Annotated in this window: 21 protein-coding genes; 10 read left to right on the top strand and 11 right to left on the bottom strand. The window is 73.8% G+C overall.

Annotated features, from left to right (window positions below; all coding sequences use genetic code 11):
* Nucleotides 1-17 precede the first annotated feature (17 nt).
* Nucleotides 18-545 carry a hypothetical protein gene (locus H7A69_RS06185; RefSeq protein WP_411469351.1) on the top strand — a complete coding sequence of 176 codons (528 nt, stop codon included), beginning with the start codon at nucleotides 18-20 and terminating at the stop codon, nucleotides 543-545.
* Nucleotides 546-576: 31 nt separating this feature from the next.
* Nucleotides 577-975: a hypothetical protein gene (locus H7A69_RS06180; protein ID WP_182046250.1), complete on the top strand. Its 399-nt coding sequence runs from the start codon at nucleotides 577-579 to the stop codon at nucleotides 973-975.
* Between the two features lie 45 nt (nucleotides 976-1,020).
* Here the strand turns inward: H7A69_RS06180 and H7A69_RS17615 are convergent, their stop codons facing one another.
* From H7A69_RS17615 to H7A69_RS06165, 3 genes are all read right to left on the bottom strand, one after another.
* Nucleotides 1,021-2,454 carry an FtsX-like permease family protein gene (locus H7A69_RS17615; protein ID WP_182046249.1) on the bottom strand — a complete coding sequence of 478 codons (1,434 nt, stop codon included), beginning with the start codon at nucleotides 2,452-2,454 and terminating at the stop codon, nucleotides 1,021-1,023.
* A 2-nt stretch (nucleotides 2,455-2,456) separates the two neighbouring features.
* On the bottom strand, nucleotides 2,457-2,885 hold the full coding sequence (locus tag H7A69_RS06170) for a hypothetical protein (protein WP_182046248.1): 429 nt from the start codon (nucleotides 2,883-2,885) through the stop codon (nucleotides 2,457-2,459).
* Between the two features lie 108 nt (nucleotides 2,886-2,993).
* Nucleotides 2,994-3,410, bottom strand: coding sequence for an HIT family protein (locus tag H7A69_RS06165; RefSeq protein ID WP_182046247.1), 417 nt, complete (start codon nucleotides 3,408-3,410; stop codon nucleotides 2,994-2,996).
* Between the two features lie 81 nt (nucleotides 3,411-3,491).
* Here H7A69_RS06165 and H7A69_RS06160 point away from each other — a divergent pair, with 81 nt between their 5' ends.
* On the top strand, nucleotides 3,492-5,099 hold the full coding sequence (locus H7A69_RS06160; RefSeq protein WP_182046246.1) for an MFS transporter: 1,608 nt from the start codon (nucleotides 3,492-3,494) through the stop codon (nucleotides 5,097-5,099).
* A gap of 7 nt (nucleotides 5,100-5,106) precedes the next feature.
* Here the strand turns inward: H7A69_RS06160 and H7A69_RS06155 are convergent, their stop codons facing one another.
* Complete coding sequence (locus H7A69_RS06155) at nucleotides 5,107-5,628, bottom strand: GNAT family N-acetyltransferase (protein WP_182046245.1); 522 nt, start codon at nucleotides 5,626-5,628, stop codon at nucleotides 5,107-5,109.
* 78 nt (nucleotides 5,629-5,706) lie between these two features.
* Between H7A69_RS06155 and H7A69_RS06150 the strand changes: the two genes are divergently transcribed.
* The 5 genes from H7A69_RS06150 to H7A69_RS06130 all read left to right on the top strand — a co-directional run bounded on the left by H7A69_RS06150 (nucleotide 5,707) and on the right by H7A69_RS06130 (nucleotide 11,035).
* A complete protein-coding gene (locus tag H7A69_RS06150) occupies nucleotides 5,707-5,982 on the top strand; it encodes a hypothetical protein (protein ID WP_182046244.1) in 276 nt (91 codons plus the stop codon).
* 212 nt (nucleotides 5,983-6,194) lie between these two features.
* On the top strand, nucleotides 6,195-8,966 hold the full coding sequence (locus tag H7A69_RS06145) for a hypothetical protein (protein WP_182046243.1): 2,772 nt from the start codon (nucleotides 6,195-6,197) through the stop codon (nucleotides 8,964-8,966).
* 35 nt (nucleotides 8,967-9,001) lie between these two features.
* Nucleotides 9,002-9,499, top strand: coding sequence for a hypothetical protein (locus H7A69_RS06140; RefSeq protein WP_182046242.1), 498 nt, complete (start codon nucleotides 9,002-9,004; stop codon nucleotides 9,497-9,499).
* 70 nt (nucleotides 9,500-9,569) lie between these two features.
* Nucleotides 9,570-10,130, top strand: coding sequence for an RNA polymerase sigma factor (locus tag H7A69_RS06135; protein ID WP_182046241.1), 561 nt, complete (start codon nucleotides 9,570-9,572; stop codon nucleotides 10,128-10,130).
* Entirely contained in the window at nucleotides 10,127-11,035 is a 909-nt protein-coding gene (locus H7A69_RS06130; RefSeq protein ID WP_182046240.1) for a hypothetical protein, read from the top strand. Before H7A69_RS06135 ends, H7A69_RS06130 begins: the two co-directional genes overlap by 4 nt.
* Before the next feature lie 235 nt (nucleotides 11,036-11,270).
* Here H7A69_RS06130 and H7A69_RS06125 read toward each other — a convergent pair whose 3' ends face one another.
* The 6 genes from H7A69_RS06125 to H7A69_RS06100 all read right to left on the bottom strand — a co-directional run bounded on the left by H7A69_RS06125 (nucleotide 11,271) and on the right by H7A69_RS06100 (nucleotide 18,741).
* Complete coding sequence (locus H7A69_RS06125; protein WP_182046298.1) at nucleotides 11,271-13,535, bottom strand: FdhF/YdeP family oxidoreductase; 2,265 nt, start codon at nucleotides 13,533-13,535, stop codon at nucleotides 11,271-11,273.
* 38 nt (nucleotides 13,536-13,573) lie between these two features.
* The gene (fdhD, locus tag H7A69_RS06120; RefSeq protein ID WP_182046239.1) at nucleotides 13,574-14,449 is read right to left on the bottom strand and encodes a formate dehydrogenase accessory sulfurtransferase FdhD; all 876 of its coding nucleotides are present in this window, start codon (nucleotides 14,447-14,449) and stop codon (nucleotides 13,574-13,576) included.
* A gap of 73 nt (nucleotides 14,450-14,522) precedes the next feature.
* Nucleotides 14,523-15,722 (bottom strand): molybdopterin molybdotransferase MoeA, encoded by a 1,200-nt coding sequence (locus H7A69_RS06115; protein WP_182046238.1) that lies wholly within the window; start codon nucleotides 15,720-15,722, stop codon nucleotides 14,523-14,525.
* Nucleotides 15,719-16,039, bottom strand: a complete 321-nt coding sequence (locus tag H7A69_RS06110; protein WP_182046237.1) for a DUF6457 domain-containing protein — start codon at nucleotides 16,037-16,039, stop codon at nucleotides 15,719-15,721. Before H7A69_RS06110 ends, H7A69_RS06115 begins: the two co-directional genes overlap by 4 nt.
* A 4-nt stretch (nucleotides 16,040-16,043) precedes the next feature.
* On the bottom strand, nucleotides 16,044-16,652 hold the full coding sequence (locus H7A69_RS06105) for a molybdenum cofactor guanylyltransferase (RefSeq protein ID WP_259346110.1): 609 nt from the start codon (nucleotides 16,650-16,652) through the stop codon (nucleotides 16,044-16,046).
* 55 nt (nucleotides 16,653-16,707) lie between these two features.
* On the bottom strand, nucleotides 16,708-18,741 hold the full coding sequence (locus tag H7A69_RS06100) for a glycosyltransferase family 39 protein (RefSeq protein ID WP_182046236.1): 2,034 nt from the start codon (nucleotides 18,739-18,741) through the stop codon (nucleotides 16,708-16,710).
* Nucleotides 18,742-18,945: 204 nt separating this feature from the next.
* On the opposite strand from H7A69_RS06100, the gene H7A69_RS06095 reads away from it, so the two are divergent.
* Together H7A69_RS06095 and H7A69_RS06090 are read left to right on the top strand one after the other, a co-directional pair.
* Nucleotides 18,946-20,217, top strand: coding sequence for an endo-1,4-beta-xylanase (locus H7A69_RS06095; protein WP_182046235.1), 1,272 nt, complete (start codon nucleotides 18,946-18,948; stop codon nucleotides 20,215-20,217).
* Between the two features lie 220 nt (nucleotides 20,218-20,437).
* On the top strand, nucleotides 20,438-22,303 hold the full coding sequence (locus H7A69_RS06090) for a glycoside hydrolase family 55 protein (protein WP_220456198.1): 1,866 nt from the start codon (nucleotides 20,438-20,440) through the stop codon (nucleotides 22,301-22,303).
* A 40-nt stretch (nucleotides 22,304-22,343) separates the two neighbouring features.
* Here H7A69_RS06090 and H7A69_RS06085 read toward each other — a convergent pair whose 3' ends face one another.
* Nucleotides 22,344-22,856, bottom strand: a complete 513-nt coding sequence (locus H7A69_RS06085) for an AAA family ATPase (protein ID WP_182046234.1) — start codon at nucleotides 22,854-22,856, stop codon at nucleotides 22,344-22,346.
* Between the last annotated feature and the right edge of the window lie 10 nt (nucleotides 22,857-22,866).

Genomic DNA, 22,866 nt, shown 5'->3' with positions numbered 1-22,866 from the left:
CTCGCCGTGGGTGCGGCATGATGCTCGGTGACCGGTTCCGCGTGGCACCGGCCGAGGACGGCGGTGGACGCACCGCCCCTGACGAGGGAGTCGAGATGGGGACCGTGTTCAGCGAGGCGGAACGCGCCGCGATGCAGCAGGCCGCCGACGAGCGCCGGGCGACGAGGGGTCTGAAGGGTGCGGCGAAGCGGGACGCCGAACGCGAGGCCTGCACCGTCGCCATCGAACAGCTGACCGGCTTCGACCGGACCCTGGCCTCCCGGTTCCACGTCCTGGTGACGGAGGTCGCGCCGCACCTCGACCCGAAGACCTGGTACGGCTTCCCGTCGTACGCCCGGGACGGCAAGGTGGTGACGTTCGTGCAGCCGGCCGCGAAGTTCGGGTCCCGGTACGCCACGGTCGGGTTCCAGCAGGACGCGGCGCTCGACGACGGCGCGATGTGGGCCACCTCGTACGCGGTCGTCGAGTGGACAGACGGCGTCGAGGAGCGGCTCCGCGACCTCGTCCGCCGGGCCGCGGGATCCGACCCGGGCGAGGACCGGTGACGGCGGTCGGCTCCGGTCGGGGCGGCGACCGGTGACGGCGGTCGACGAGGGCCTGCTGTACGACCTGTGCAGCCGCGCGCGGATCGTGCAGGTGCGGTCCGTGTCGTCGGAGGCCGGCCTGCGCGGGCTGACGGACCTGGTCCGACGCGCGACGGGGTGCACGGACACTCACTCCCACGAGCGCGTCGCCGCGATGATCGAGTCCGCCCCGCGGCCCGTCGGGTTCCGGTACGGAGTCGAGCGCGTCGAGCGCGTCAGCACCGCCCGGACGACCCCGCCGGAGTCGTGGTCCGAGGACGAGCGGCACGACCACCGGGCCGCGCAGGACGCGTTGCTCCGCGCGGTGGGGCGGGACTCCGGCGAGCCCGTCGCCGGACCGCTGGGGATCGCGCGGAACGTCGTGGAGCAGCTCCTGCTCCGCTGGTTCTAGCGCTCGCACCGCCGCAGCCGCCCGGCCGCCCCGGCCCCGCTCCGCCTACTCGTACCGGAGCGCCGCCACCGGGGCTGCCCGGACGGCCCGTGCGGCCGGACCGAGCGCGGCGGCGAGCCCGGTCGCCGACGCCCCGACGAGCACGACGACCACCAGCCACCCCGGCACGACGGGGGCGATGAGCGTGGCACCCTTCGTGGCCCCGAGCAGCGTGTACGCCCCCGCCCAGCCGTAGGCCGTGCCGAGCAGGACGCCGAGCACGACGGCCACGGCGATGGTGATCGCCGTCTCGACGAGCACGAGCGCGCGGACCTGCTGCCGGGTCGCGCCCACCACCCGGAGCAGGCCGAGCTCACGGCCGCGCTGCGCGATCGTCAGCGCGGTGACCGCGACCACGCCGGCGGCGGCGATGACCCCGGCCGCGCCGACGAGACCGGTGAACATGACCGCCAGTTGGTCGAACTGCTCCTCGATGCCGCGGTAGTACTCCGGGTCGCCGGCGGCCTGCTGCGAGAGCATGCTCGCGTACGTCGCGAAGCCCACCGCGAACGTCGCCATGAGCGTGACGGCGATGAGCAGGCCGACGGTCGCACGGGCGGTCCGCCTCGGTGCACGCAGGGAGTTGCGCGCGGCCATGGCGGGGACGACCGAGCGGGCGGTCGCGGCAGCCACCAGGCGGAGGACGGCGGGCAGCAGGACCGGCGACGCGACGACGACCCCCGTGAACGACAGGGCACCGCAGCCCACGGCGAGCAGCAGCGCGTCGACGGTCGACGCCCCGAGGACGACGGCGACGCCGAGCCCCGTGGCGCCCGACAGGAAGAGCGCCGCGGCGGTGACCGTGCGTCCCACGGACCGGGTCGTGCCGGGCGGCGGCTCGACACCGGACTCGAGCGCCCGCAGCGGCGGGATGGCGAGGACCGCCCGCGAACCGATGCGGAACGCGAGCGTGGTGATCGCGGCGACGAGCAGCCCGACCGGCAGGAGTACCGGCGGCGCGAGCACGCCGAGCGGCGGGAGCGTCCCGGCCGCGGCGGCGACGGCGAGGGCGGCGTCGGCGACGAGCGTGCCGAGCACGGTCCCGACGACGGCACCGACGAGTCCGCTGACCAGACCGGTCCGGGTGACCTGCCGGCGGAGCCGGGCGCCGGTCGCGCCGAGCAGGCGTTGCAGGGCGAGGGACCGGGCCTGGCCGGCGATCACGGTCGCGCAGGTGTTCGACGCGACGACGGCGCTGACGTACAGCGCGACCCCGATGAACACCCACGCCACGACGGGCAGGATGAGGGCGACCGTGGCGCTCGACCCGGTGCGGTCCCCGAGCTCGACGATCCGCCGTGCGGCGGCCGCCCCGGTCACCACCAGGGCGCCGAGCCCGGCTGACAACGCGGCGACCGAGACGGTGGCGGGGTCCTCGACGAGGAGCCGGAACGGGAGGCGGTGGTCGCCTCGCCGACGCCGGCCGCGGTGACGGGGCACGCTCAGGACCCGCCGTCGCCCGGGTTCGGCGTCCACGCGACCCAGCGGTCGCCCTTCGCGGTCATCGACCAGCCGCCGCACTGCAGCACGGACGTCGCCTTGTAGACGTCGGGCGCGCCGTCGGCGTCCATGGTCGGCGCCGACTTCCGCGGGGTGGTCCGGCAGCCGTCCGCGGTCACGCCGGCACGGCTCGTGAAGACCAGCGTCGTCGGTGCGGTGTCGGAGGGACCGCCGCCGGTGCCCGTCACGGAGGTGATCGCCGTCGCGTCGTCCGGCAGCCACGCGGGAGCGGACTCCAGGTCGGCGCGGCTGGACGCCTCGGAGGTCAGGCGGTCGTGGGCGGCGTCGCCGAGGGCGGAGCAGCCGGTCAGGGTGACCGCGGCGAGCGCGAGCGCGCCCACGGTCAGGACGGTCGTGGTGGTGCGGGGCATGTCGGGCCTTTCGTGGTGTGTGCTCTGATCACATCGGACCGCGCCGGCGCGGGGATCGGCTCAGAGGAGGACCGTCGTGCTCCTGCGGGATGACATCGGCGGACCGTGCTACTCGAACATCGATGCGACCGCCGCGTACGGGTCGCCGTCGACGACGTGTGCCGACCGCCGCGCGGGCCAGTGCGTCGTACCGTCGTCCGACCAGCACGGCACGACGTGGAAGTGCAGGTGCGGCACGCTCTGCCCGGCGTCGGCGCCGGAGGCCTGCAGCAGGACGGTGCCGGTCGCGTCGAGGGCGCCCCGCATCGCGCGGGCCACCCGTCGCGCGAGCGCCGTGCACGCGGCGAGCGAGGTGGGGTCGGCGCTCAGCAGGTCCGCGGTGTGCGCGACCGGCACCACGAGGGTGTGCCCGGGGGCGAGGGCCGAGTCGGGCAGGGGTGCGAACGCGACCGCGTGCTCCTCGCGCTCGACCCACGTCGCGGGGGCGCTGCCGTCGATGATGCGGCAGAACGGGCAGGTGTCCATCGGCCCAGTCTGGGGCAGTGGGGGACAGCGACCGCACATCCTGCGGACCGCGGGGAGGGGTCGGCCTAGCGTGGGATCGTCATGGCAGCCGAACACCGCAGATCCGTCGAGCCCGATGGGGCTCCCACCGTCGCGCACCACACCGCGCACCACGCCGCGACCGCCGAGCACCCCGAGGCGGAGCAGGCCGAGCAGCACCCCACCGAGCAGTCTTCCACCCAGCAGGAGCCTGCCGACCGGCGCGGCGGCCCTGGGGGTGGCGGCGACGAGCCGGACCCGAACCGCTGGAAGGCGCTCGTCATCTGCCTGCTCGGCGGCGGCATCGTGCTGCTCGACGTGTCGATCGTCAACGTCGCACTGCAGTCGATCTCGAGCGGCCTGCCCGGCGCCTCGCCCGAGGCCGTGCAGTGGATCCTGTCCGGCTACGCCCTGGCGTTCGGTCTGCTGCTCGTCCCCGGCGGTCGTCTCGGCGACGCCTCGGGCCGCCGGCGGATGTTCGTCATCGGCGTCGGACTGTTCACGGTCGCGAGTGCGCTGTGCGGGTTCGCGCCGAACGGGCTCGTCCTGGTGATCGCTCGCCTCGTGCAGGGCTTCGCGGGCGGTCTGCTCACACCCCAGGTGACCGCGCTCATCCAGCAGCTGTTCCGCGGCAAGGAGCGCGGCACCGCGTTCGGGCTGTTCGGTGCCACCGTCGGCATCGCGACCGCGATCGGCCCCCTGATCGGCGGGCTGCTCATCACCGCGTTCGGCACCGAGAACGGCTGGCGCTTCGTCTTCTTCGTGAACCTGCCCGTGGGACTCGTCACGATCCTCCTGGCCTTCCGCTACCTGCCCGCCGCGGCGACGAAGGAACGCGGTCGCCGGCACGACTTCGACCCGGTCGGCATCGTGCTGCTCGGTGCCGCGGTGGTCGCCCTGCTGCTGCCGTTCGTGCAGTCGGAGCAGTGGAAGAGCAACGCGAAGTGGTGGCTGGTCGTCGCCGCAGTCGTGTTCGCCGTCCTGTTCGTGCTCTGGGAGCGCCGCTACGGCCGGACGAAGGAGCCGGTCATCGACCTCGGGCTCTTCCGCCGTCGGTCGTTCTCGCTCGGCGTCGGCCTGGCCACGGTCTACTTCGCCGGCTTCACCCCGCTGTTCTTCGTCCTGACGCTCGCGCTGCAGTCCGGCCTGCACTACTCGGCCCTGCTCGCCGGCCTGGCCTCGGTGCCCTTCGCGATCGGTTCCGGCGTCGCCTCGACGATCGGTGGACGGGTCGTGCACCGATTCGGCCGGCAGCTCATCGTCGTCGGCACGGTCCTGGTCCTCATCGGGCTCGGCGGTGTCGTGTGGGTGGTCGCGAACCACTACGGACCGAACCTCGGCTGGTGGCTGGTGCTGCCGCTCCTGGTCGGGGGCATCGGCTCCGGGCTCACGATCTCGCCGAACCAGACGCTCACGCTCTCCGAGGTCCCGGTGGAGCAGGGCGGCTCGGCCGGCGGTCTCATCCAGGTCGGCGCCCGCGTCGGGTCGGCGATCGGCATCGCGGCGGTCGGCAGCGTCTTCTACTCGGCGCTCGCGAGCACGAAGGGCGACTACGCGCAGGGGCTGCCGCTGGGGCTCGGGGTGTCCCTGGCGTTCGTCGCGGCCGCGCTCGTGGCGGGCATCGTCGACGTCGTGGTCGGCAAGGTCCGGCACACGGAGGCGACCGTCTGACCAGCCGTCAGTCCGCAGTCGGGAGGCGGTACTTGAACCCCACGTGCGAGTCGACGAACCCGAGCCGCCGGTAGAACCGGTGCGCGTCGACGCGCGCGGCGTCCGAGGTCAGCTGGACGAGGGACGCCCCGAGCTCGGGCGCCGCGCGGTCGACGACCCAGCGCATCAGCGCGCCGCCGATCCCGAGGGACCGACGGCTGCTGGACACGCGGACCGCCTCGACCAGCAGCCGGGTGCTGCCGCGACGGGCCATGCCGGGAATGCGTGTCAGCTGCAGGGTCGCGACGACGGAGCCGTCGGCGTCGACCGCGACGAGGAGGTCGTTACCGGGGTCGCGGATGACCTCGTCGAGCGCCGACGCGTACGCCCCGACGTCGTCCGTGGCCGCCGTGTCACCGCGTCCGGCACTCACCGGGTCGTCGGCGAGCAGCCGCACGATGGCACCCAGGTCGTCCGACGTGGCGCGACGCAGGACCGTCGCCCGGTCGGGGACCTCGAGCGGGGCGGGGAGACTGAGGTGTTCGATCACGGTGACCAGTCTGGTCGGCGACCGGGTCCGGCGCTCCCGACGAGCGACGTCCCGCCTGCGCACCGGTAGCCTGCCCGGATGCGCTCCCGCCTCCGCCGACAGACGCCCGCGCTCGTGCTGGCCGCCCTCGCCGTCTGCGCGGTCGTCGTCGCCGTGCTGGCCGAGCGGACCGCGTGGCCGCTCGCACCCGCGTTCCCGTGGGCGCACTCCGGCGACTTCGCGCTCGTCGCGACGCGCAGCCAGTTCGACGCGGCGCAGGCCGCCCGGGTGGTGGCCTGGTGCTCGGCGGCGCTCGCCGGGGTGCTCGTCCTGGCGTCCGTGGTCGCCGCCCTGGCGCGCCGCTGTCGGTCCTGACCGCAGGGCCGTCACGGCGACCCGGTGGCGGACGGGAGGCGCGGCGCCGGCCCGGCACCGCGCCTCCCGTCCGTCGCGTCGCCCCCTCTGTCAGGCCAGCTGGCCGGACGGCGGGCGCGCGTCATCCCGCAGGATGATCCGCGGGGTGCTCCGCGCCCCCTAGGTTTCGGACAGCGGGGGCGTGTCCCCGCGGCCGAGCCAGGGAAGGCACCGTGACCCGACACACGAAGCGATCGTCCGCGATCCGATCCGCCACCGTCCTCGCGGTGACCGCCGTCCTGACGGGCGTGCTCGCCGCGCCCGCCCATGCCGCCCCCGCGGACGCGGCGGCGGTCGCCCCCGTGGCGCAGGGCGACGACTGGAGCGTGACCCCCTCCGCAGGCGGCTACGACGTCACGCTCGACCTCGATGCACCGTTGCCGATCCGGGCCGCGGCGCCCGTGCTCCTGGTCGACGGACACGACGTGGGCGTCGGCCGGACGAGCCTCGACCAACGACGGGTGACCGTGACCACCACCGACCCCGCGGTGGCCCGGGCCGACGACGTGTCGCTCGCGTGGACGAGCGACGTCGACCCGTCCGCGCCGTCGGGCACACCGAACGCCCCGCAGGCCGCGCCGTCCGGGACCCCTGCGCCGTCCGACGCTCCTGCGCCGAGCGACGCGGATCCCGCAGCGGCCGGCCCGTACACCGTGGCGCGCGCCGACTACGACCTCGGCGACCAGGTGGAGACCCTGCGCGGCTTCGGGGGCAACCGCAAGGGCGAGATGCGCGCCGCGGTGTTCCTGCCGGAGGACGCCCCGGGGAAGCGTCCGGTGGTCGTGTTCCTGCACGGCCGGCACGAGGCCTGCGTGGGCGGGACCCCGAGCAGCGCCGGGTGGCCGTGCGGCCGTCGGCAGACCGAGATCCCGAGCTACCGCGGCTACGACGCCGCCGCGACCGCGCTGGCGAGCAACGGCTACGTCGTCGTCTCGGTCTCCGCGAACGCGATCAACGCGCTCGACGGCACGTACGCCGACGACGGCGGAGCCCTCGCCCGCGGGCAGCTCGTGCTCGACCACCTCGACCTGCTCCGCCGTGCGGACGCCGGCCAGGAGCCGCGCCTGTCACCGCTGCTCGTCGGCAGGCTCGACCTCGGCGACGTCGGACTCATGGGGCACTCGCGCGGTGGCGACGGCGTCGTCCGGGCCGCCCTGCTCAACGAGCAGCGCGCGCAGCCGTTCGGCATCAGGGCCGTGATGCCCCTCGCGCCGACGGACTTCGGGCGGACGACCCTGCCCGACACGGACACCGCCGTCGTCCTGCCGTACTGCGACGGTGACGTGTCCGACCTGCAGGGCCAGCACTTCTTCGACGACTCCCGTACCGCGTTCGGGGACGACGTGCTCCGTTCGTCGATCCTCGTGATGGGCGCGAACCACAACTTCTTCAACACCACGTGGACGCCGGGGAAGTACCCGCTGGCCTCGTCGGACGACTGGTGGGACGACACCGACCCGGTGTGCGGGACGTCGTCGTCGACCAGCACCCGTCTGTCCGCCGATGCGCAGTCCGCCGTCGGCACGAGCCTGGTCAGCGGGTTCTTCCGACTGACGCTCGGCGGCGAGCAGCAGTTCCTGCCGTACTTCGACGGCAGCGGACGGCAGCCGGCAGCACTCGGGTCGGCCGACCTCCGCGTCAGCGCGTCGCTGCCCGGTGCGAGCCGCCGCGACCTCGCGCTGTTCACCGCTGCCGACCGGGCCGTCACCACGACCGGCCAGGTCACCGCGACGACGTGCGCCAGCGCCACGGCCGTGCAGGCGAAGCCGGCACTGCCCGCCTGCGTCGCGTCGTCGTCGAACGCACCCGACTTCACGCCTGCCTGGCTCGCACCGGCCGTGCCCGCCACCCCCTCGCTGCACGTCGTCCCGACCCGGACCCCGACCGGCGGCCAGGTGCACGTCGCGGTGCCCGCCGACCGCGGCGACCTGTCCGGGTTCTCGGCACTGTCCGTCCGGATCGCCCCGGACGACGGATCGCGCACGAACGCCGACGTGACGCTCAGCGTGCGGGACGCCGCCGGGCACGTCGCGTCGCAGCGGCTCGCCGACGTCAGCCGTTCCGGGCAGCGGCTGCCCGGGTCACGGAACGCCCCGCGGAAGACCCTGCTCCAGCAGGCGCAGGTCCCGCTCACCGCCTTCACCGGCGTCGACCTGACCGCGGTGCGCGAGGTCACGGTCGACGTCCCCGCGGGCAACGGCGGCGTGTTGCTCAGCGACCTGTCGGTGCTCCCGGCGTCGTCCGTCTGGCACCCCGCCGTGGTGGACCGTCCGACGGTCCGGATCGCCGACCGCACCGTCGACGAGGGTTCCGGCCGGGGCACCGTCCGCGCCGCCGTCGTGCTCTCGCGCCCCGCGCAGCAGACCACGACCGCGTACTTCGACCTGTCCGAGGTGTACGACGAGCACCTCACCCCGACCATGCAGCCCGTGGTGTTCCGACCGGGGGAGGTCTGCAGGGCGGTGAGCGTGCCGCTGCTCGGCGACCGTCGCCCGTCCACCGCGCCGACGACCGGCTACCCGATGACCGTGAGCAACACCCAGGGCGGCGCCGTGCTCGGCGACGGGGTCGGCACGCTGACCGTCCGCGAGGACGACGGCGTCCGTGACGACCGTGGTCGCACCGTCGCCTCGGCCGTCCCCGTGGGCACGGCCGGTGACGCCTGCGCCGAGGCCACCGCGGCCCCGACCACCGTGGGGACGAGTGCAGCGACCGTGCAGCGCGGGAAGCGGGTGACCTTCAGCGCCTCGGGCTTCCGCGCCGGCGAGTCCGTGCTGTTCCGGGTCGACCAGGGCGTCGCCGGTCGTGTGACGTCGGACGGTCGTGGTCGGGTGTCCCTCGCCTGGACGGTCTCGGCGTCGACGGCGGTCGGGAAGCACGCGGTCTCCGTGTCGGGTGCGGGGTCGAAGCGCGTCGGGTCCGGTAGCTTCGCGGTGCGGAGGTGACCCGGGCCGTCCCCGGGACCGGCGGAGGGGGAAGCATGGACGACGTGTCGGAGCAGCGTGGAGCACGGCGGCCGACGGTCGTGACCGTCGCGGTCGCGATCTGGTGGACGGTGCTCGCCGTGCGGACCGTGGAGGTCGTCGTCGGGATCGTCCGGCTCGACCGCGAGGACCCCGCACTCGTGCCGGCCGGGCTGGTCGGCGCAGTGCTCGGGATCGGCTTCTGCGCGCTGCTCGCGTGGGGCGCGCTGCGCACGGCACGTGGCTCCGGGACCGCCCGGTTCTGGCTCGCGCTGGTCAGCGCCTTCGCGGTGCTCAACGTGGTGATCGCCGTCTTCGCTGCGGAGCCGAGCTGGACCGTGCTCGAGCCGCTCGCGCTCGGCGTCGCCGCGGTCCTGACCTACCTGCCCTCGGCCCGGCCGTGGTTCCCGAAGGCCGAGCGTCGGCCGCGCCGGGTCGAACCGCGGACGATCGGGTGGGACCCGCAGACCGGGGAGCGGATCACGGAACAGCACGGGAGCGACGGCAGGGGCTGACCCGTCTGCCCGGTGACGGTCCGACACGCCGGACCGGGAACCCGTCGGCAGTCTGCGGACACCACCTGACATGAACCAGATCACGGGGGACCGGGCCGACTGGGCCCTGAGCCTCGCGGGCGACGGGCAGGCCTTCGGCAGGGTCTTCGACCGGCATGCCGCGAGGCTCCGGCGGCACGCGGTCGGCCTCGTTCCGACCTCGGCGGTCGCCGACGCGGACGACGTCGTCGCGATGACGTTCCTCGAGGCGTGGCGCCGCCGGGACACCGTCCGTTTCGTCGACGACTCCCTGCTGCCGTGGCTCCTCGTGACGGCGACGAACACGGCGCACAACGTCACCCGGTCGACTCGTCGGCACCGTGCCTTCCTCGGCCGGTTCCCGGTGCCCGAACCGGCGCCGGACCCCGCAGAGCAGTTCTCCGACGGCGGCGCGGTCGCCGCGATGGGTCGGCTCTCGCTCGACGACCAGCGCGTCCTGACGCTCTGTGTGCTCGAGGGGCTCGGCGAACGCGAGGCAGCCGCCGTCCTCGGCGTGCGGCCCGGGACGGTGAAGTCCCGACTCCACCGGGCGAAGGCCCGGCTCCACCAGCGGTACACAGCCACAGCGGAACCCCTCGGAGGCGCACTGTGAACGACGACTTCTCCCCACGCCTGACCGCGATGCGCGATGCGCTCGTCGCCGAGGTCGACCGGACCGGCGCTGCCGGCACCACTCCGGTCCGGCGCCGACGCCCGACCCGGGCCACGGTGCTGGCCGTCCTCGCGGCGTTCGTGGTCGGTGGCGGGCTCACCGGCGGCTTGACCGCGGCCGCGCTCCCCGGAGCAGACCCGGACGCCGCCGTCGAGAGCCAGCTGGCGACATCCGCGCGCTACCAGGTGGAGGAGAGCAACCACGCGACGGTGCTCGGGACCCCGACCTTCCTCGTCACGCACGGCGACCGGACCGTCACGCTGGACGACCGACCGCGCGGTGCCGACGCGATCACGGTGTCGTGGACGTGCCTGGACCGGGCGGACCTCCGGGTGGCGGTCGACGGGACGCGCGTGGACGTCGGCGACCCGTGCCTGCCCTCGACCGAGGACGTCGACCGCACGTCGTGGAGCATGACCCCCGTGGATGGCTCCGGCAACAGCACGGTCACGCTGTCGGGCTCCGGGCCGGCGCGCTACGCCGTGTGGGTGTCGTGGGTGCAGCGGGCGACGATCGCTGAGCCGTCGCCGCAGCAGGACGCCGAGACCGCCGACGGGGTCGTCACGCTGCAGGAGTACACCACGGCCTTCAACCGGCTGCAGGCGTGCATGGCGCAGGCGGGGCACCCGATGGGTGAGGTCCCGCTCACGTACTCCGCCGACGGGCTCTGGAGCTCGACGCCGGGCGGCGACGGACCCTGGTACCAGTACGGCATCGCCTCGGAGAGCGTGGAGGCGTTCGATACCCAGTGCTACCCGCGGGAGTTCGACGACGTCGACACGATCTGGCAGGGCGAGCACCCGATGCCGTACGAGCCACCCGTGGATCCGGCGCTGCGCGACTGACCGGCCGGCACCGCAACGGACGGGAGGCGCGGTGCCAGCTGGCACCGCGCCTCCCGTCCGACGGTCAGACCGTCCGTCGCCCGTTGCGACATTGCACTCGTCGAACGACAGCTGTTCTGTCGCACCATGCTCGTGCATCGGATGCGTGCGCATGATGCGACAAGACCGCTGTCGAACGACAGCGGTCTTGTCGCAGGACGCGTGCCGAACGGGCCGGCGTGCCCGCGCCGGCGCCTCACACCCCCGCGGGCACCGCCACCCGCGTCAACCGCACCGGCACCGCCTTCGACACCGGCGTGTTGCTGCCCTTCGCCGCGCTGTCGAGCGGCACGAGCACGTTCGCCTCCGGGAAGTACGCGGCCGCGCAGCCCCGGGCGCTCGGGTACGCCACGACGCGGTAGTCCCGCAGCACCCGCTCGACGTCGTCGTCCCACACCGTCGCGACGTCCACCCGGTCGCCGTCCTGCAGCCCGAGCTCGGTGAGGTCGTCCGGGTTCACGAAGACGACGTGCCGCCCCTTCTTGATGCCCCGGTACCGGTCGTTCAGGCTGTAGATCGTGGTGTTGTACTGGTCGTGGGCGCGCAGCGTCTGCAGCAGCAGGGTGCCCTCGGGGCGCTCGACGTGCTCCAGCTCGTTCACCGTGATCATCGCCTTGCCGGTCTTCGTGGCGAACGACCGCGAGTCGCGGGGACCGTTCGGCAGGACGAAGCCCTCCTTGCTCGCGGCGCGGCGGGAGTAGTCCTCGAAGCCGGGGACGACGTGGCTGATGTGGTCGCGGATGACGTCGTAGTCGTCACGCATGCCCTGCCAGTCGACGGCCACGCGGTCGCCGAGCGTGGCCTTCGCCAGCTCGCAGACGATCGCGACCTCGGACAGCAGGCCCGGGGCGACCGGCGGCACCTGGCCGTGGCTGCCGTGCACGGAGCAGACGGTGTCCTCGACGGAGACGAACTGCGGGCCCGCGGCCTGCACGTCGATCTCGGTGCGGCCCATCGTGGGCAGGATCAGGGCTTCGTCGCCGACCACGGCGTGCGAGCGGTTGAGCTTCGTCGACACCTGCACGGTCATCTCGGTGCCGCGGAACGCCGCCTCGGCGAGCTTCGAGTCCGAGATGGCGGCGACGAGGTTGCCGCCCATCCCCATCCAGAACTTGATCTCGCCGCGCTGCATCGCCTTGATGCCCTTGAGCGCATCGACCCCGTGCTCGCGCGGCGGCTCGAAGTGGAACTCCTTCGCCAGTGCGTCGAGGAACGAGTCGGGCATCTGCTCCCAGATGCCCATCGTGCGGTCGCCCTGCACGTTGCTGTGCCCGCGGATCGGCGAGGCGCCGGCGCCCGGACGGCCGATGTTCCCGCGGAGGAGCAGGAGGTTGATGATCTCCTTGATCGTGTCGACGGCCTTGGTGTGCTGCGTGATGCCCATCGCCCACGTGATGATCGTCCGATCGGAGCGCAGGTAGCGCTCGGCGAGCTCGTCGATCTCCTCGAGGGTGAGCCCGGTCGCGCGCACGACCTCGTCGTCGTCGACCTGCAGGACGTGCTCGACGAACGCCTCGTACCCGCTGGTGTGCTCGGCGATGAAGGCGTGGTCGACCACGGTGCCGGGGGCGGCGAGCTCGGCCTGCACGACGCGCTTCGACAGCGCCTGCAGCAGCGCCATGTCGCCGCCGAGCCGGATCTGCACGAACTGGTCGGCGATCTCGGTCCCGCGGCCGACGATGCCCCGGACCTTCTGCGGGTTCTTGTAGCGCTTCAGGCTCGACTCGGGCAGCGGGTTCACGGCGACGATCTCGGCACCGTTCTCCTTGGCGTCCTCGAGCGCGGTGAGCATCCGGGGGTGGTTCGTGCCGGGGTTCTGGCCCATCACGATGATGAGCTCGGTCTCCTCGAAGTCGTCGTACGCGATGGTCGACTTGCCGATGCCGACGACCTCGGCCATCGCCAGGCTCGTCGACTCGTGGCACATGTTCGAGCAGTCGGGCAGGTTGTTCGTGCCGAAGGCCCGGACGAACAGCTGGTAGACGAAGGCCGCCTCGTTCGAGGTGCGCCCGGACGTGTAGAACGAGGCCTGGTCGGGGGAGTCGAGCCCATTGAGCTTGTCGGCGATGATCCGGAACGCCCGCTCCCAGCTGACCGGCTCGTAGTGGTCCTTCCCCGCGGGCTTCCAGACCGGCTCGGTGATGCGGCCCTGCATGCCGAGCCAGTACTCGGTCTTGTCGGCGAGGTCGTCGACCGAGTGCTCCGCCCAGAACGACCGCGGCACGAGCACCGGAGTGGCCTCCCACACGACCGCCTTGGCGCCGTTCTCGCAGAACTCGGCGGTCTTGCGCTTGTCCGGGTCCGGCCAGGCGCAGCTCATGCAGTCGAACCCGCCCTTCTGGTTCAGGTTCAGCATGAGCTTGGCGGTGCGCGCGACGCCGAGCTGCTCGATCGCCGGGGTCATCGAGTGCAGGACACCGGGGACGCCGGCCGCCCAGTCCTTCGGCTCGCCGACCGTCATCTCGGCGTCGGTCACGTCGTCCTTCGGGGGCTGTTCGGTCACGGTGCGCTCACTGTCTCTCGCTGGGGCTCTGCGGTGCGGGCGGGCTCGACGATCCGCTCCGGTCGGCTGTAGACGACCATGCTCTGGCCGCGCAGGAAGCCGACGATCGTGATGCCGACCTCCTTCGCCAGGTCGACGGCGAGCGACGACGGTGCGGACACCGCGGCGAGCACCGGGATCCCGGCCATCGACGCCTTCTGCGTCAGCTCGAAGCTCGCCCGCCCGGAGACCATGAGGACGGAGCCGCTGAGGGGCAGCCGTCCCTCCTTCACCGCCCAGCCCACGACCTTGTCGACGGCGTTGTGCCGCCCGACGTCCTCGCGGAGGACGAGCATGCGCCCGGTCCGGCCGTCGAACAGGGCCGCCGCGTGCAGGCCGCCGGTCTTCTCGAAGACGTCCTGGGCCTCGCGGAGCCGGTCCGGGAACGTCGCGAGGAGGCCCGGGTCGAGCACGAGGTCGTCGTGCTGCACCGCGTGCTGCGAGGTGGTCCGGACGGCGTCGATGCTCGCCTTGCCGCACAGGCCGCAGGAGCTCGTCGTGTAGAAGGCGCGCTCGAGGCTCGGGTCCGGCGCGGGGACGCCCGCGGCCAGCGTCACGTCGAGCACGTTGTACGTGTTCAGGCCCTCGTCGGTCGCGCCGGCGCAGTACCGCGCGGCGGCGAAGTCGTCACCGCGGGCGATGACGCCCTCGGACACCAGGAACCCGGCGGCGAGGTCGACGTCGTTGCCCGGGGTCCGCATGGTGATCGCGAGCGAGTTGCCGCCGACGCGGATCTCGAGCGGTTCCTCGACCGCCAGCAGGTCGTCGCGCACGGAGCGCGACGTCGCGACCGTGATGCGGGTGACGCGCTTCCGCGCGGTGATCCGGCTCATGGTCCGGGTCTACCATCCAGGTCCGACTGCCGCCAGGGCGGTGCGGATCTCGCCGTCCTGCCTGTCCCGGTCCTCAGGTCCACGGCAGTCGGACGGGAGGCACGGCATCGCCCGCCACGCGGCCCCCGGACCCGACGACCAGCAGACCGTCCGCGTCGGCCAGGCCGCGCAGCATCGCCGACGTCTGGTGGGACGCCGGCACGGCACCGTCGGGCGTCGCCCGGTACGCGAGCACCAGTCCTCCCGGACGGTCGTTCGGCACGTCGACCGCCAGTCCGACCGACCCGGTCGGCTCGAGCGGGCGTCCGAGCAGCCCGGCGACGAGCGGCCCGCCGAGCAGCACGAGGCCGACCATCGCGGCCATCGGGTTGCCGGGCAGGCAGAGGTACAGGGTGGCGCCCCGGCGGGCGAGGAGCATCGGGCGTCCGGGGCGCACGTCCACCCGGTCGACGAGGAGCTCGGCGCCGATGCGGTCGAGCGCACCGCGGACGTGGTCGGTCGACGACCCCGCCGTGCCGCCGGTGGTCACGACGAGGCGCTCGCGGGCGGTGTCCAGGACCCGGGCGGTGTGGTCGGCGTCGTCGGACACCCGCTCGGTGGCCACCGGCTCGGCGCCGAACGAGCGGAGCACCGCGGGCAGCGTGTGCGTGAAGACGTCGCGGACCTGCCCCGGGCGCGGCACGCCGCTGCCGACGATCTCGTCCCCGAGCACCGCCACCCGGGCGGTCGGGGCGGGCGCGACGAGCACGTCGTCGACGCCGGAGGCCGCGGCCAGTGCTGCGCGCGGCGGGGTGAGCACCGTGCCGCCGGCGAAGAGCACCTGCCCGAGCGCGACCTCCTCGCCCGCCGGTCGGACGTGGCGACGCGTCGAGGGCGTGTGCCGGACGAGGAACCCTGCGTGGTCGACCGCGGCGTCCTCGGAGCGGACCACGGCGTCGGTGCCCGGCGGCACGGGGGCCCCGGTCGTGATCGGCCGAGCGTGCCCGGGCGTCAGGCGTTCGTCCGACGGCACCGCACCGGCGACGATGGCCGCCCCGAGCACCCACGGGCCGTCACCGGCGACCGCCCAGCCGTCCATGGCGGCACCGTCGTGCCCGGGGACCGCGCCCGGTGCGAGCAGGTCGCCGACGAGCGTCCGTCCGAGCGCACCGGCCAGGTCGAGCCGCACCGGACCGGCACCGAGGTCCCGGACGGCGGTGTCCGCGGCGAGCCGACCGCCCTGCTGGTGGGCCTCGGCGCGGGCGTCGTCCCAGGGGAGCAGGACCGCCGTCACCGGGCGTCGGGCTCGGAGGACCCGGAGGGCTCGGGGGATGCGGAGGGCTCGGAGGATGCGGGGGCCTCGCCGCGGGCCAGGGCCAGGCGCGTGGCGGTCGCCGCGGCGTCGCTGACGTCGGCGCTCGACCCGCCCCGGAGGCCCGCGGCGTACCCGACCAGGAAGGTGGTGAGCGGGGCGGCCGGACGGGCGACCCCGTGCGCGGCGTCGCGGGCGAGGTCGAGCACGACGTCGCGGTCGAGCGTGAAGTCCTCGGGGAACCCGAGCGCCTCGGCGAGCTCGGCGGTCCATGCGGCGAGGACGTCGTCAGTGGTCATGCGGTCAGTCAAGCAGCCCCGACCCGTCGGTGACCCGCCTGGCATCGGCCGGTTCGTCCACGTCCGCACAGAGTCCGGCATCCAGCGGGACCTCGACGATCCTGAGGTCCGCGGTCAGCCGCCGGACCGCCGCACCGTCGGGGTCGCCGAGCGCCCGGACCGCCGCGTGCAGCGCGTCCGAGCGGTACAGGGCGAGCAGCGGTTGCCGGCGCCCGCCCTCGTCGACCGCGACGAGCCCGTCGGCGTCGTCACCCGCGTCGTCGGCCGCGCCGAGCAGCTGCGCGACGGCGGCCTCGGGGCGGACCAGGTCGCACGCGAGCACGAGCGTCCACGGTGCCGGGTCGGCGACGGCGGCGAGGCCCGCGGCGATCGCGGCGACCGGTCCGCCGAAGGGCGGGTCCTCGCGGGCGTGGACGACCCCGTCGGGGGCCGAGCGCCCGTCGCGGAGCCCGACGAGCACGACCGTCGCTGCCCGTCCGGCCGCGGCGACCGCGTGGTCCGACAGTGTCAGGCCCCCCGAGACGAGCGCCGTCTTGTCGGCCCCACCCATGCGCGACGCCCGCCCACCGGCGAGCAGGACGGCGTCGTGCGCCACGCTCACCGTCCCGGCCATGCCTGCACCCTAGCCACGGCGGCCCGCAACCGACGGCCCGAGCGGGACCACGGGGTCAGGAGCAGCGCTCCAGCGTGGAGGCCGACCCGCCCCTGCTCTGCCATGGCTGCGACTGCCCCAGGGCGGACCCCCACCGCTGCACCACCCGGCACCCGAGGTCCGTGGCGGCCTGGCGAACGGGGTCGGTCGGAGGCGTCCCGGCCGCGACGACCAGGAGGCGGGTGCGACCCGACCGCACGAGGGACTCGACCTGCGCCGTGGTGAACACCGGCACCTGCCCGGAGAACCCGCCGTCCGTCAGGACCTCGTCCCCGGTGGCACCGATGACGTCCGCGGCGAGCCGCCAGGAGTCGGTGAGGAAGAGCGGTGCGCCGTCCCGGCCGCCCCCGTCACGCCGTGCAGCGGCGACGAGCTCCCGGTCCTCGCCGGGCAGGGTCGTCTGTCCGCCCCACGGGTCCGGCGCGGAGACCGAGAAGCCGGTGGTGTCCGTGTGCCCCGGTCCGCGGCCGACCGGCGAGCGGCCGATGGCGAGCGCCCGTGTCGGGGCCCCACCGGAACGGGCGAACGCCCCTTGCGCGACACCGACCGAGGCGTCCGACCCGCTGCCGTCGCGGGACGCGTCGAGCACCTGCAGCGAGAAGCACGCGGGTCCCAGCACCACGGCGGCGACGAGCAGGCCGGCGGCGGCCCTCCGGCTGCCGACGACCCGCGTCGAGGGCGCACCCGCCGCCCGGCGCCACCGCACGAGGAGCGCGACGAGGGCGGCCACCGTGGCACCGACGGCGAGGACGGCGAGGAGCGTCGGCTCCGAGGACGCGCGCGCGAGCCACGCCCACCACGCGCCCTGGACGACGAGCAACGCGACGGGCACCAGCCGCAGCCGGCGGTCGGGTGCGTCGACGAGCCTCGCGGCGCTCCACCACCCGAGCGCCGCGAGGGCTGCGAGCTGGACGCCGATGCCGGCGACGTACGCGGTGTGCGGGAGGGTGAGGGCGGACAGCACCACGAACCCGGTGCCCAGCCACACGACCAGGGTGAGGAACGTGGCGGTGGGGACCCGGGCCTCCCGGACGGTGCGCCCCGGCCACCAGCGGACCGCACCCACGACGATGCCGGTGAGCGCTGCGGGCCACGACCAGCCGACCTGCGAGGCGTAGGGCGGTGTGACGAGCTGCAGCAGGGAGTGACCGGGCCGGTGCCCGGCGACGGCACGCCACGCATCCGCGGCGTGGGCCGAGGCGTGCCCGAGCGCGCCGACCGCACCGGGCCACGCGCCGGGCAGGAACCGGTCGACGCCGTTGTAGCCGAACACCATCGCGAAGACGCTGTCGTCGGTCGACCCGTCGACGTACGGGTGGTCCGCCGTCGGCAGCAGCGCGACGACCACCGACCAGCCGAGGCTCGCGACGACCGTCGCGCCGACGAGCACCGCGACGTACCCGACGGCGCGGCGCCGGCGCGGCCCGGGACCGGTGGTGGCGAGGACCGTGCCGAGCACCAGCGCGGGCAGCACCATCCACGCCTGCAGCATCTTCGCCTGGAAGCCGACGCCGACGGCCAGTCCCGCCGTGAGCAGCGGCCACCACGTCCGGGTGAGCGCGGCCCGCTGCCACCAGACCAGGGCGACGGCCAGGGCCGCCGTGAGCAGACCGTCCTCCATCGGGTGCCCGAACATCGACACGAAGATCGGGGTCCCGGCGGCCAGGGCGGCCGCGACCAGGCCGGCACGGGCGCCGAGCCACCGGAGCACGACGACCGAGACCGCGAGGGTGGTGACGGCCCCCTCGACGACCTGCGGCAGCGCGAGCGAGGCCGTGGACATGCCGAACAGGTGGATGCTGATCGCCTGGGGGACCGCGAAGCCCGCGAGCTTGTCGAGCGTGACGGTCGCGCCCGGGTCGAACGAGCCGGACATCAACGCGGGCAGGGACTCCGACATCGACCGCGCAGCGGCCGCGTAGAAGGACAGGTCGCCGCCGCGCCCGAGGTTCCAGCTCGAGAGCACCGCGCCGAGCACCACGATCGCGGCGAGCGTGGCACGCTCCCCGCGGGTCTGCCGCCACCAGCGGGCGGGGTCGTTCGTCGTCATGCGGCGAGCGTCCCGCCGGAGTCGATGGAGGAGCCGTGCACGGGGAGGCCCGGTACCGCGGGTTCGTTCAGGTGCGGTACCGGGTGCTGGTGCGGGTCGCGGTCGCCGGACGATCTGCACTCGGGGCTGGGCAACCGGCCGAGCACCCGCTATGTTCGGCCGCACAACAAATCCTGGACAGACGATGACGTCGTAAGGAGCACCATGACCGGAGCGACCACGAGCACGGGCGGGTCCCCGCAGCAGGCCGTCGCACACCGCACGGGCGAGACGGTCCTGACCGTCGTCGACCACCACGGGACGCCGCTGGCGGACACCGAGGTCACCGTCGAGCAGACCCGCCACGCCTTCGGTTTCGGCAACATCGGCTTCGACTTCCTCGAGCTGGCGAACGGTGAACTGACCGGGAGCGCGGCCGCCGCCGCCGAGCACCTCGCCGACCTGTACACCGACGTCTTCACCACCGCGACGCTGCCGTTCTACTGGGGTCGCTTCGAGCCCGAGCGCGGCCGACCCGACACCGCCCGGCTCCGGCGCACCGCCGAGTGGTTCCGCGACCGCGGTGTCGCGCTCAAGGGGCACCCGCTCGTCTGGCACACCGTGCAGCCGGACTGGCTGCTCGGTCTGCCCCTCGACGAGGTCGAGCGGCTGCAGCGCGAGCGCATCCGCCGCGAGGTCGGCGAGTTCGCGGGGCTCGTCGACACCTGGGACGCCATCAACGAGGTCGTCATCATGCCGGTGTTCGACAACGGCGACAACGCGATCACTCCGCTCGCCCGGGCGAAGGGGCGCATCCCGACGATCCGGATGGCCTTCGAGGAGGCGCGCGCGACCAACCCGCACGCGACCCTGCTGCTCAACGACTTCGACCTGTCGAGCGCGTACGAGTGCCTGATCGAGGGCGTGCTCGAGGCCGGCGTGCAGATCGACGCCATCGGGCTGCAGACCCACATGCACCAGGGGTACTGGGGCGAGGAGACGATGCTCGCGATGGTCGACCGGTTCGCCCGCTACGGGTTGCCGCTGCACCTGACCGAGACGTCGCTCGTGTCGGGTGACCTCATGCCCGCGCACATCGTGGACCTCAACGACCACCAGGTCCCCTCGTGGCCGTCGACGCCCGAGGGTGAGGCCCGGCAGGCCGACGAGGTCGAGCGGCACTACCGGAGCCTGGTCGGGCACCCGGCGGTCGAGTCGGTCACGTACTGGGGGATCACCGACGCGGGCGCGTGGCTCGGTGCGCCGATCGGCCTGGTGCGCGCGGACGGGTCGCCGAAGCCGTCCTACGAGGCACTGCGGCGGTTGATGAAGGACGAGTGGTGGACGGCGCCGACCGTGCTGCGCACGGACGAGCGGGGCCGGGTGTCGGTGCGGGGGTTCCGGGGGGAGTACCGGGCGGACGTGCGTGGTGCGTCGACGGCGTTCGCCGTCGGTCGTGCACCGGGGCAGCAGGAACTGGTCGCGCCCGCCGGGTGAGCGGACGGCGGACGGGAGGCGCGGGGCGGGGCCGCCACGCGCCTCCCGTCCGCCGGGTACCGGGTCCTGACTGCGCGATCCGTACCGGACCGGTCGTACCGGGCCGCCGCCGCGCTACGCTGCTGCCACCCACCACCGGCGGCCGTCGACGAGCGCCCCGAGGACAGCGACGTCCTCCCTCCGCGCGAGCGGCCACGTGTCTGCAAGGAAGCAGGTCAGCGTGTCCTCATCCATCAACTCGTCAGCCGGGAGGACCCGCACGGCGGGTCGCGCGCTCGGCATCGTCGCGGTCGTCGGCGCCGCGGCACTCGGCGTCGTCGGCCCGGCGCAGCTCGCCGTCGCGGCACCGCTCACGCCGCCGCCCACCGACCTCGGTCCGAACGTCCTCGTCTTCTCGCCCGACATGCCCCAGGCCGACATCCAGGCGAAGGTCGACGCCGTCTACGACCGGCAGGTCGACGACGAGATGGGCACCGGCCGGTACGCGCTGCTGTTCCGGCCCGGCGTCTACGGTTCGGCGTCCGACCCGCTCGACGTCCGCGTCGGGTACAACACCGAGGTCGACGGCCTCGGGCAGGACCCATCCGGTGTCACGATCAACGGCGGCGTCACCGCGACGGGTCGCAACGGCAGCGGCTCGCTCGACACCTTCTGGCGGTCGGTGTCGAACCTCACGATCAAGGTCGTGCCGACCGCGGACGCCTGCCACACCGGCAACGAGATGTGGGCGGTGTCCCAGGCCGCGCCGATGCGGCGGGTGGACGTGAAGGACTACACGACGTTCATGCCGTACTGCGAGAGCCCGAACTACGCCAGCGGGGGCTTCGTCGCCGACTCCCGGCTCGAGGGCGGGGCGCTCAACGGGTCCCAGCAGCAGTTCTACGTCCGCAACACGGACCTGGGTGCCGGCTGGTCGAACGGCGTCTGGAACCAGGTGTTCTCCGGCGACCTGAACGCCCCGGCGCAGTCGTTCCCGGTGCCGCCGTACACGACGCTCACCGCGACCCCGGTCTCCCGCGAGAAGCCGTACCTGTACGTCGATGCCGCGGGTGCCTACCGGGTCTTCGTCCCGAGTGCGCGGACGAAGTCGGTCGGCACGAGTTGGGCGGACGGGCACACGGCCGGTACCTCGCTGCCGATGAGCAGCTTCTTCGTGGCACACCCGGGTGACCCGATCGCGCGGATCAACTCCGCACTCGCGCAGGGGAAGAACCTGCTGATGACCCCCGGTGTGTACGACGTCGCGCAGAGCATCGCGATCAAGCGGGCCGACACCGTGGTGCTCGGACTCGGCCTGGCGACCCTCACGGCGCAGAACGGCGCCGTACCGATGACGGTCGCCGACGTGCGTGGGGTCGACATCGCCGGCCTCACCTTCGACGCCGGGACCGTGGACTCGCCGACCTTGCTGCGCATCGGAAGCGGCCACGACAAGGGCGGTCCGCACGTCGCCAGTGCCGCCGACCCGACCGCGCTGCAGGACGTCTTCTTCCGTATCGGCGGCCCGCACGTCGGCAAGGCGACGACGAGCCTCGAGGTGAACTCGGACCACACGATCCTCGACGACGTCTGGGCCTGGCGCGCCGACCACGGGGTCCCCGGATCCGTCGGATGGACCGTGAACACCGCCGACACGGGAGTCGTCGTGAACGGCGACGACGTCACCGCAACCGGGCTGTTCGTCGAGCACTACCAGAAGTACAACGTTGTGTGGAACGGCGAGCGCGGACGGACCGTGTTCTTCCAGAACGAGCTACCGTACGACGCACCCGACCAGGCTGCGTGGCGCCACGGGAAGGTCGACGGCTGGGCCGCGTACAAGGTGGCGGACTCGGTCAGGACCCACGAAGCGTGGGGCCTCGGCAGCTACATCTACACGAACGTCGACCCGAGCCTCCACGCGACGCAGTCGTTCGAGGTGCCGGACCGACCGGGTGTCGTCATGCACGACCTGACGACGGTCGCCCTCAACACGAACGCGGGGACGATCGACCACGTGATCAACGGCGAGGGGACCGCCGCGACCGGGGCGGTGTCGGGACAGCCGCAGACCGTGACCACGTACGCGAACGGGGTCGCGCAGTAGCGGGAGTCCGTCGCTCGTCGGCGGACCGGCGGCCGGGGCCTTAGCGGTCGTCGACCCCGAGGAAGCGCAGCGCTCGGCGGACCGTCTCCTCCTGCGGGCGGGTGCTGTCCACGACGAGTCGGTCGTCCGTGCGGGGCTCGTACCGGTCGGCCGTGCGCTGCACCTGTTCCCACGTCGGGAGCGTGAAGCCGGGAAGGTCGTTCGCCCGCTGCTCCACCCGTCGGCGGTGCTCGTCGAGGTCCGGGCAGACGACCTCGATGACGCGGAGCGGCACGCCGGCCTCGCGGGCGGTCGCGACCCAGCCGGCGCGGGCGGCCTCGACGCCGCTCACGGCATCGGCGAGCACCGTCCGTCCCCGTCGGAGGTTCGGGATCGCGACCGCGTGCATCACCGAGTACGCGGCGATCCCGGACTGCTCAGGCGGGATGTCGTACCTCCACATCGCCGCCTCGATCGCATCGACCCGCAGCGACAACGCGGGGAGCACCGCGGCGATCGCCGCGGAGAGCGTGGACTTCCCGGCTCCCGGGAGCCCGCAGACCTGGACCAGCACGGTCGACCCC

The sequence above is a fragment of the Curtobacterium sp. ME26 genome, assembly GCF_903970945.1.
Lineage (GTDB): Bacteria > Actinomycetota > Actinomycetes > Actinomycetales > Microbacteriaceae > Curtobacterium > Curtobacterium citri.
The sequence above is the reverse complement of the archived record's forward strand: the minus strand, read 5'-3'. Positions and strand labels throughout refer to the sequence as shown.

Coding starts and splice junctions, on each gene's coding strand:
- H7A69_RS06185 (WP_411469351.1), top strand. CDS start 18: ATGATGCTCGGTGACCGGTTCCGCGTGGCACCGGCCGAGGACGGCGGT.
- H7A69_RS06170 (WP_182046248.1), bottom strand. CDS start 2,885: ATGCCCCGCACCACCACGACCGTCCTGACCGTGGGCGCGCTCGCGCTC.
- H7A69_RS06165 (WP_182046247.1), bottom strand. CDS start 3,410: ATGGACACCTGCCCGTTCTGCCGCATCATCGACGGCAGCGCCCCCGCG.
- H7A69_RS06160 (WP_182046246.1), top strand. CDS start 3,492: ATGGCAGCCGAACACCGCAGATCCGTCGAGCCCGATGGGGCTCCCACC.
- H7A69_RS06150 (WP_182046244.1), top strand. CDS start 5,707: ATGCGCTCCCGCCTCCGCCGACAGACGCCCGCGCTCGTGCTGGCCGCC.
- H7A69_RS06140 (WP_182046242.1), top strand. CDS start 9,002: ATGGACGACGTGTCGGAGCAGCGTGGAGCACGGCGGCCGACGGTCGTG.
- H7A69_RS06135 (WP_182046241.1), top strand. CDS start 9,570: ATGAACCAGATCACGGGGGACCGGGCCGACTGGGCCCTGAGCCTCGCG.
- H7A69_RS06125 (WP_182046298.1), bottom strand. CDS start 13,535: ATGACGGTCGGCGAGCCGAAGGACTGGGCGGCCGGCGTCCCCGGTGTC.
- fdhD (WP_182046239.1), bottom strand. CDS start 14,449: ATGAGCCGGATCACCGCGCGGAAGCGCGTCACCCGCATCACGGTCGCG.
- H7A69_RS06110 (WP_182046237.1), bottom strand. CDS start 16,039: ATGACCACTGACGACGTCCTCGCCGCATGGACCGCCGAGCTCGCCGAG.
- H7A69_RS06105 (WP_259346110.1), bottom strand. CDS start 16,652: ATGGCCGGGACGGTGAGCGTGGCGCACGACGCCGTCCTGCTCGCCGGT.
- H7A69_RS06100 (WP_182046236.1), bottom strand. CDS start 18,741: ATGACGACGAACGACCCCGCCCGCTGGTGGCGGCAGACCCGCGGGGAG.
- H7A69_RS06095 (WP_182046235.1), top strand. CDS start 18,946: ATGACCGGAGCGACCACGAGCACGGGCGGGTCCCCGCAGCAGGCCGTC.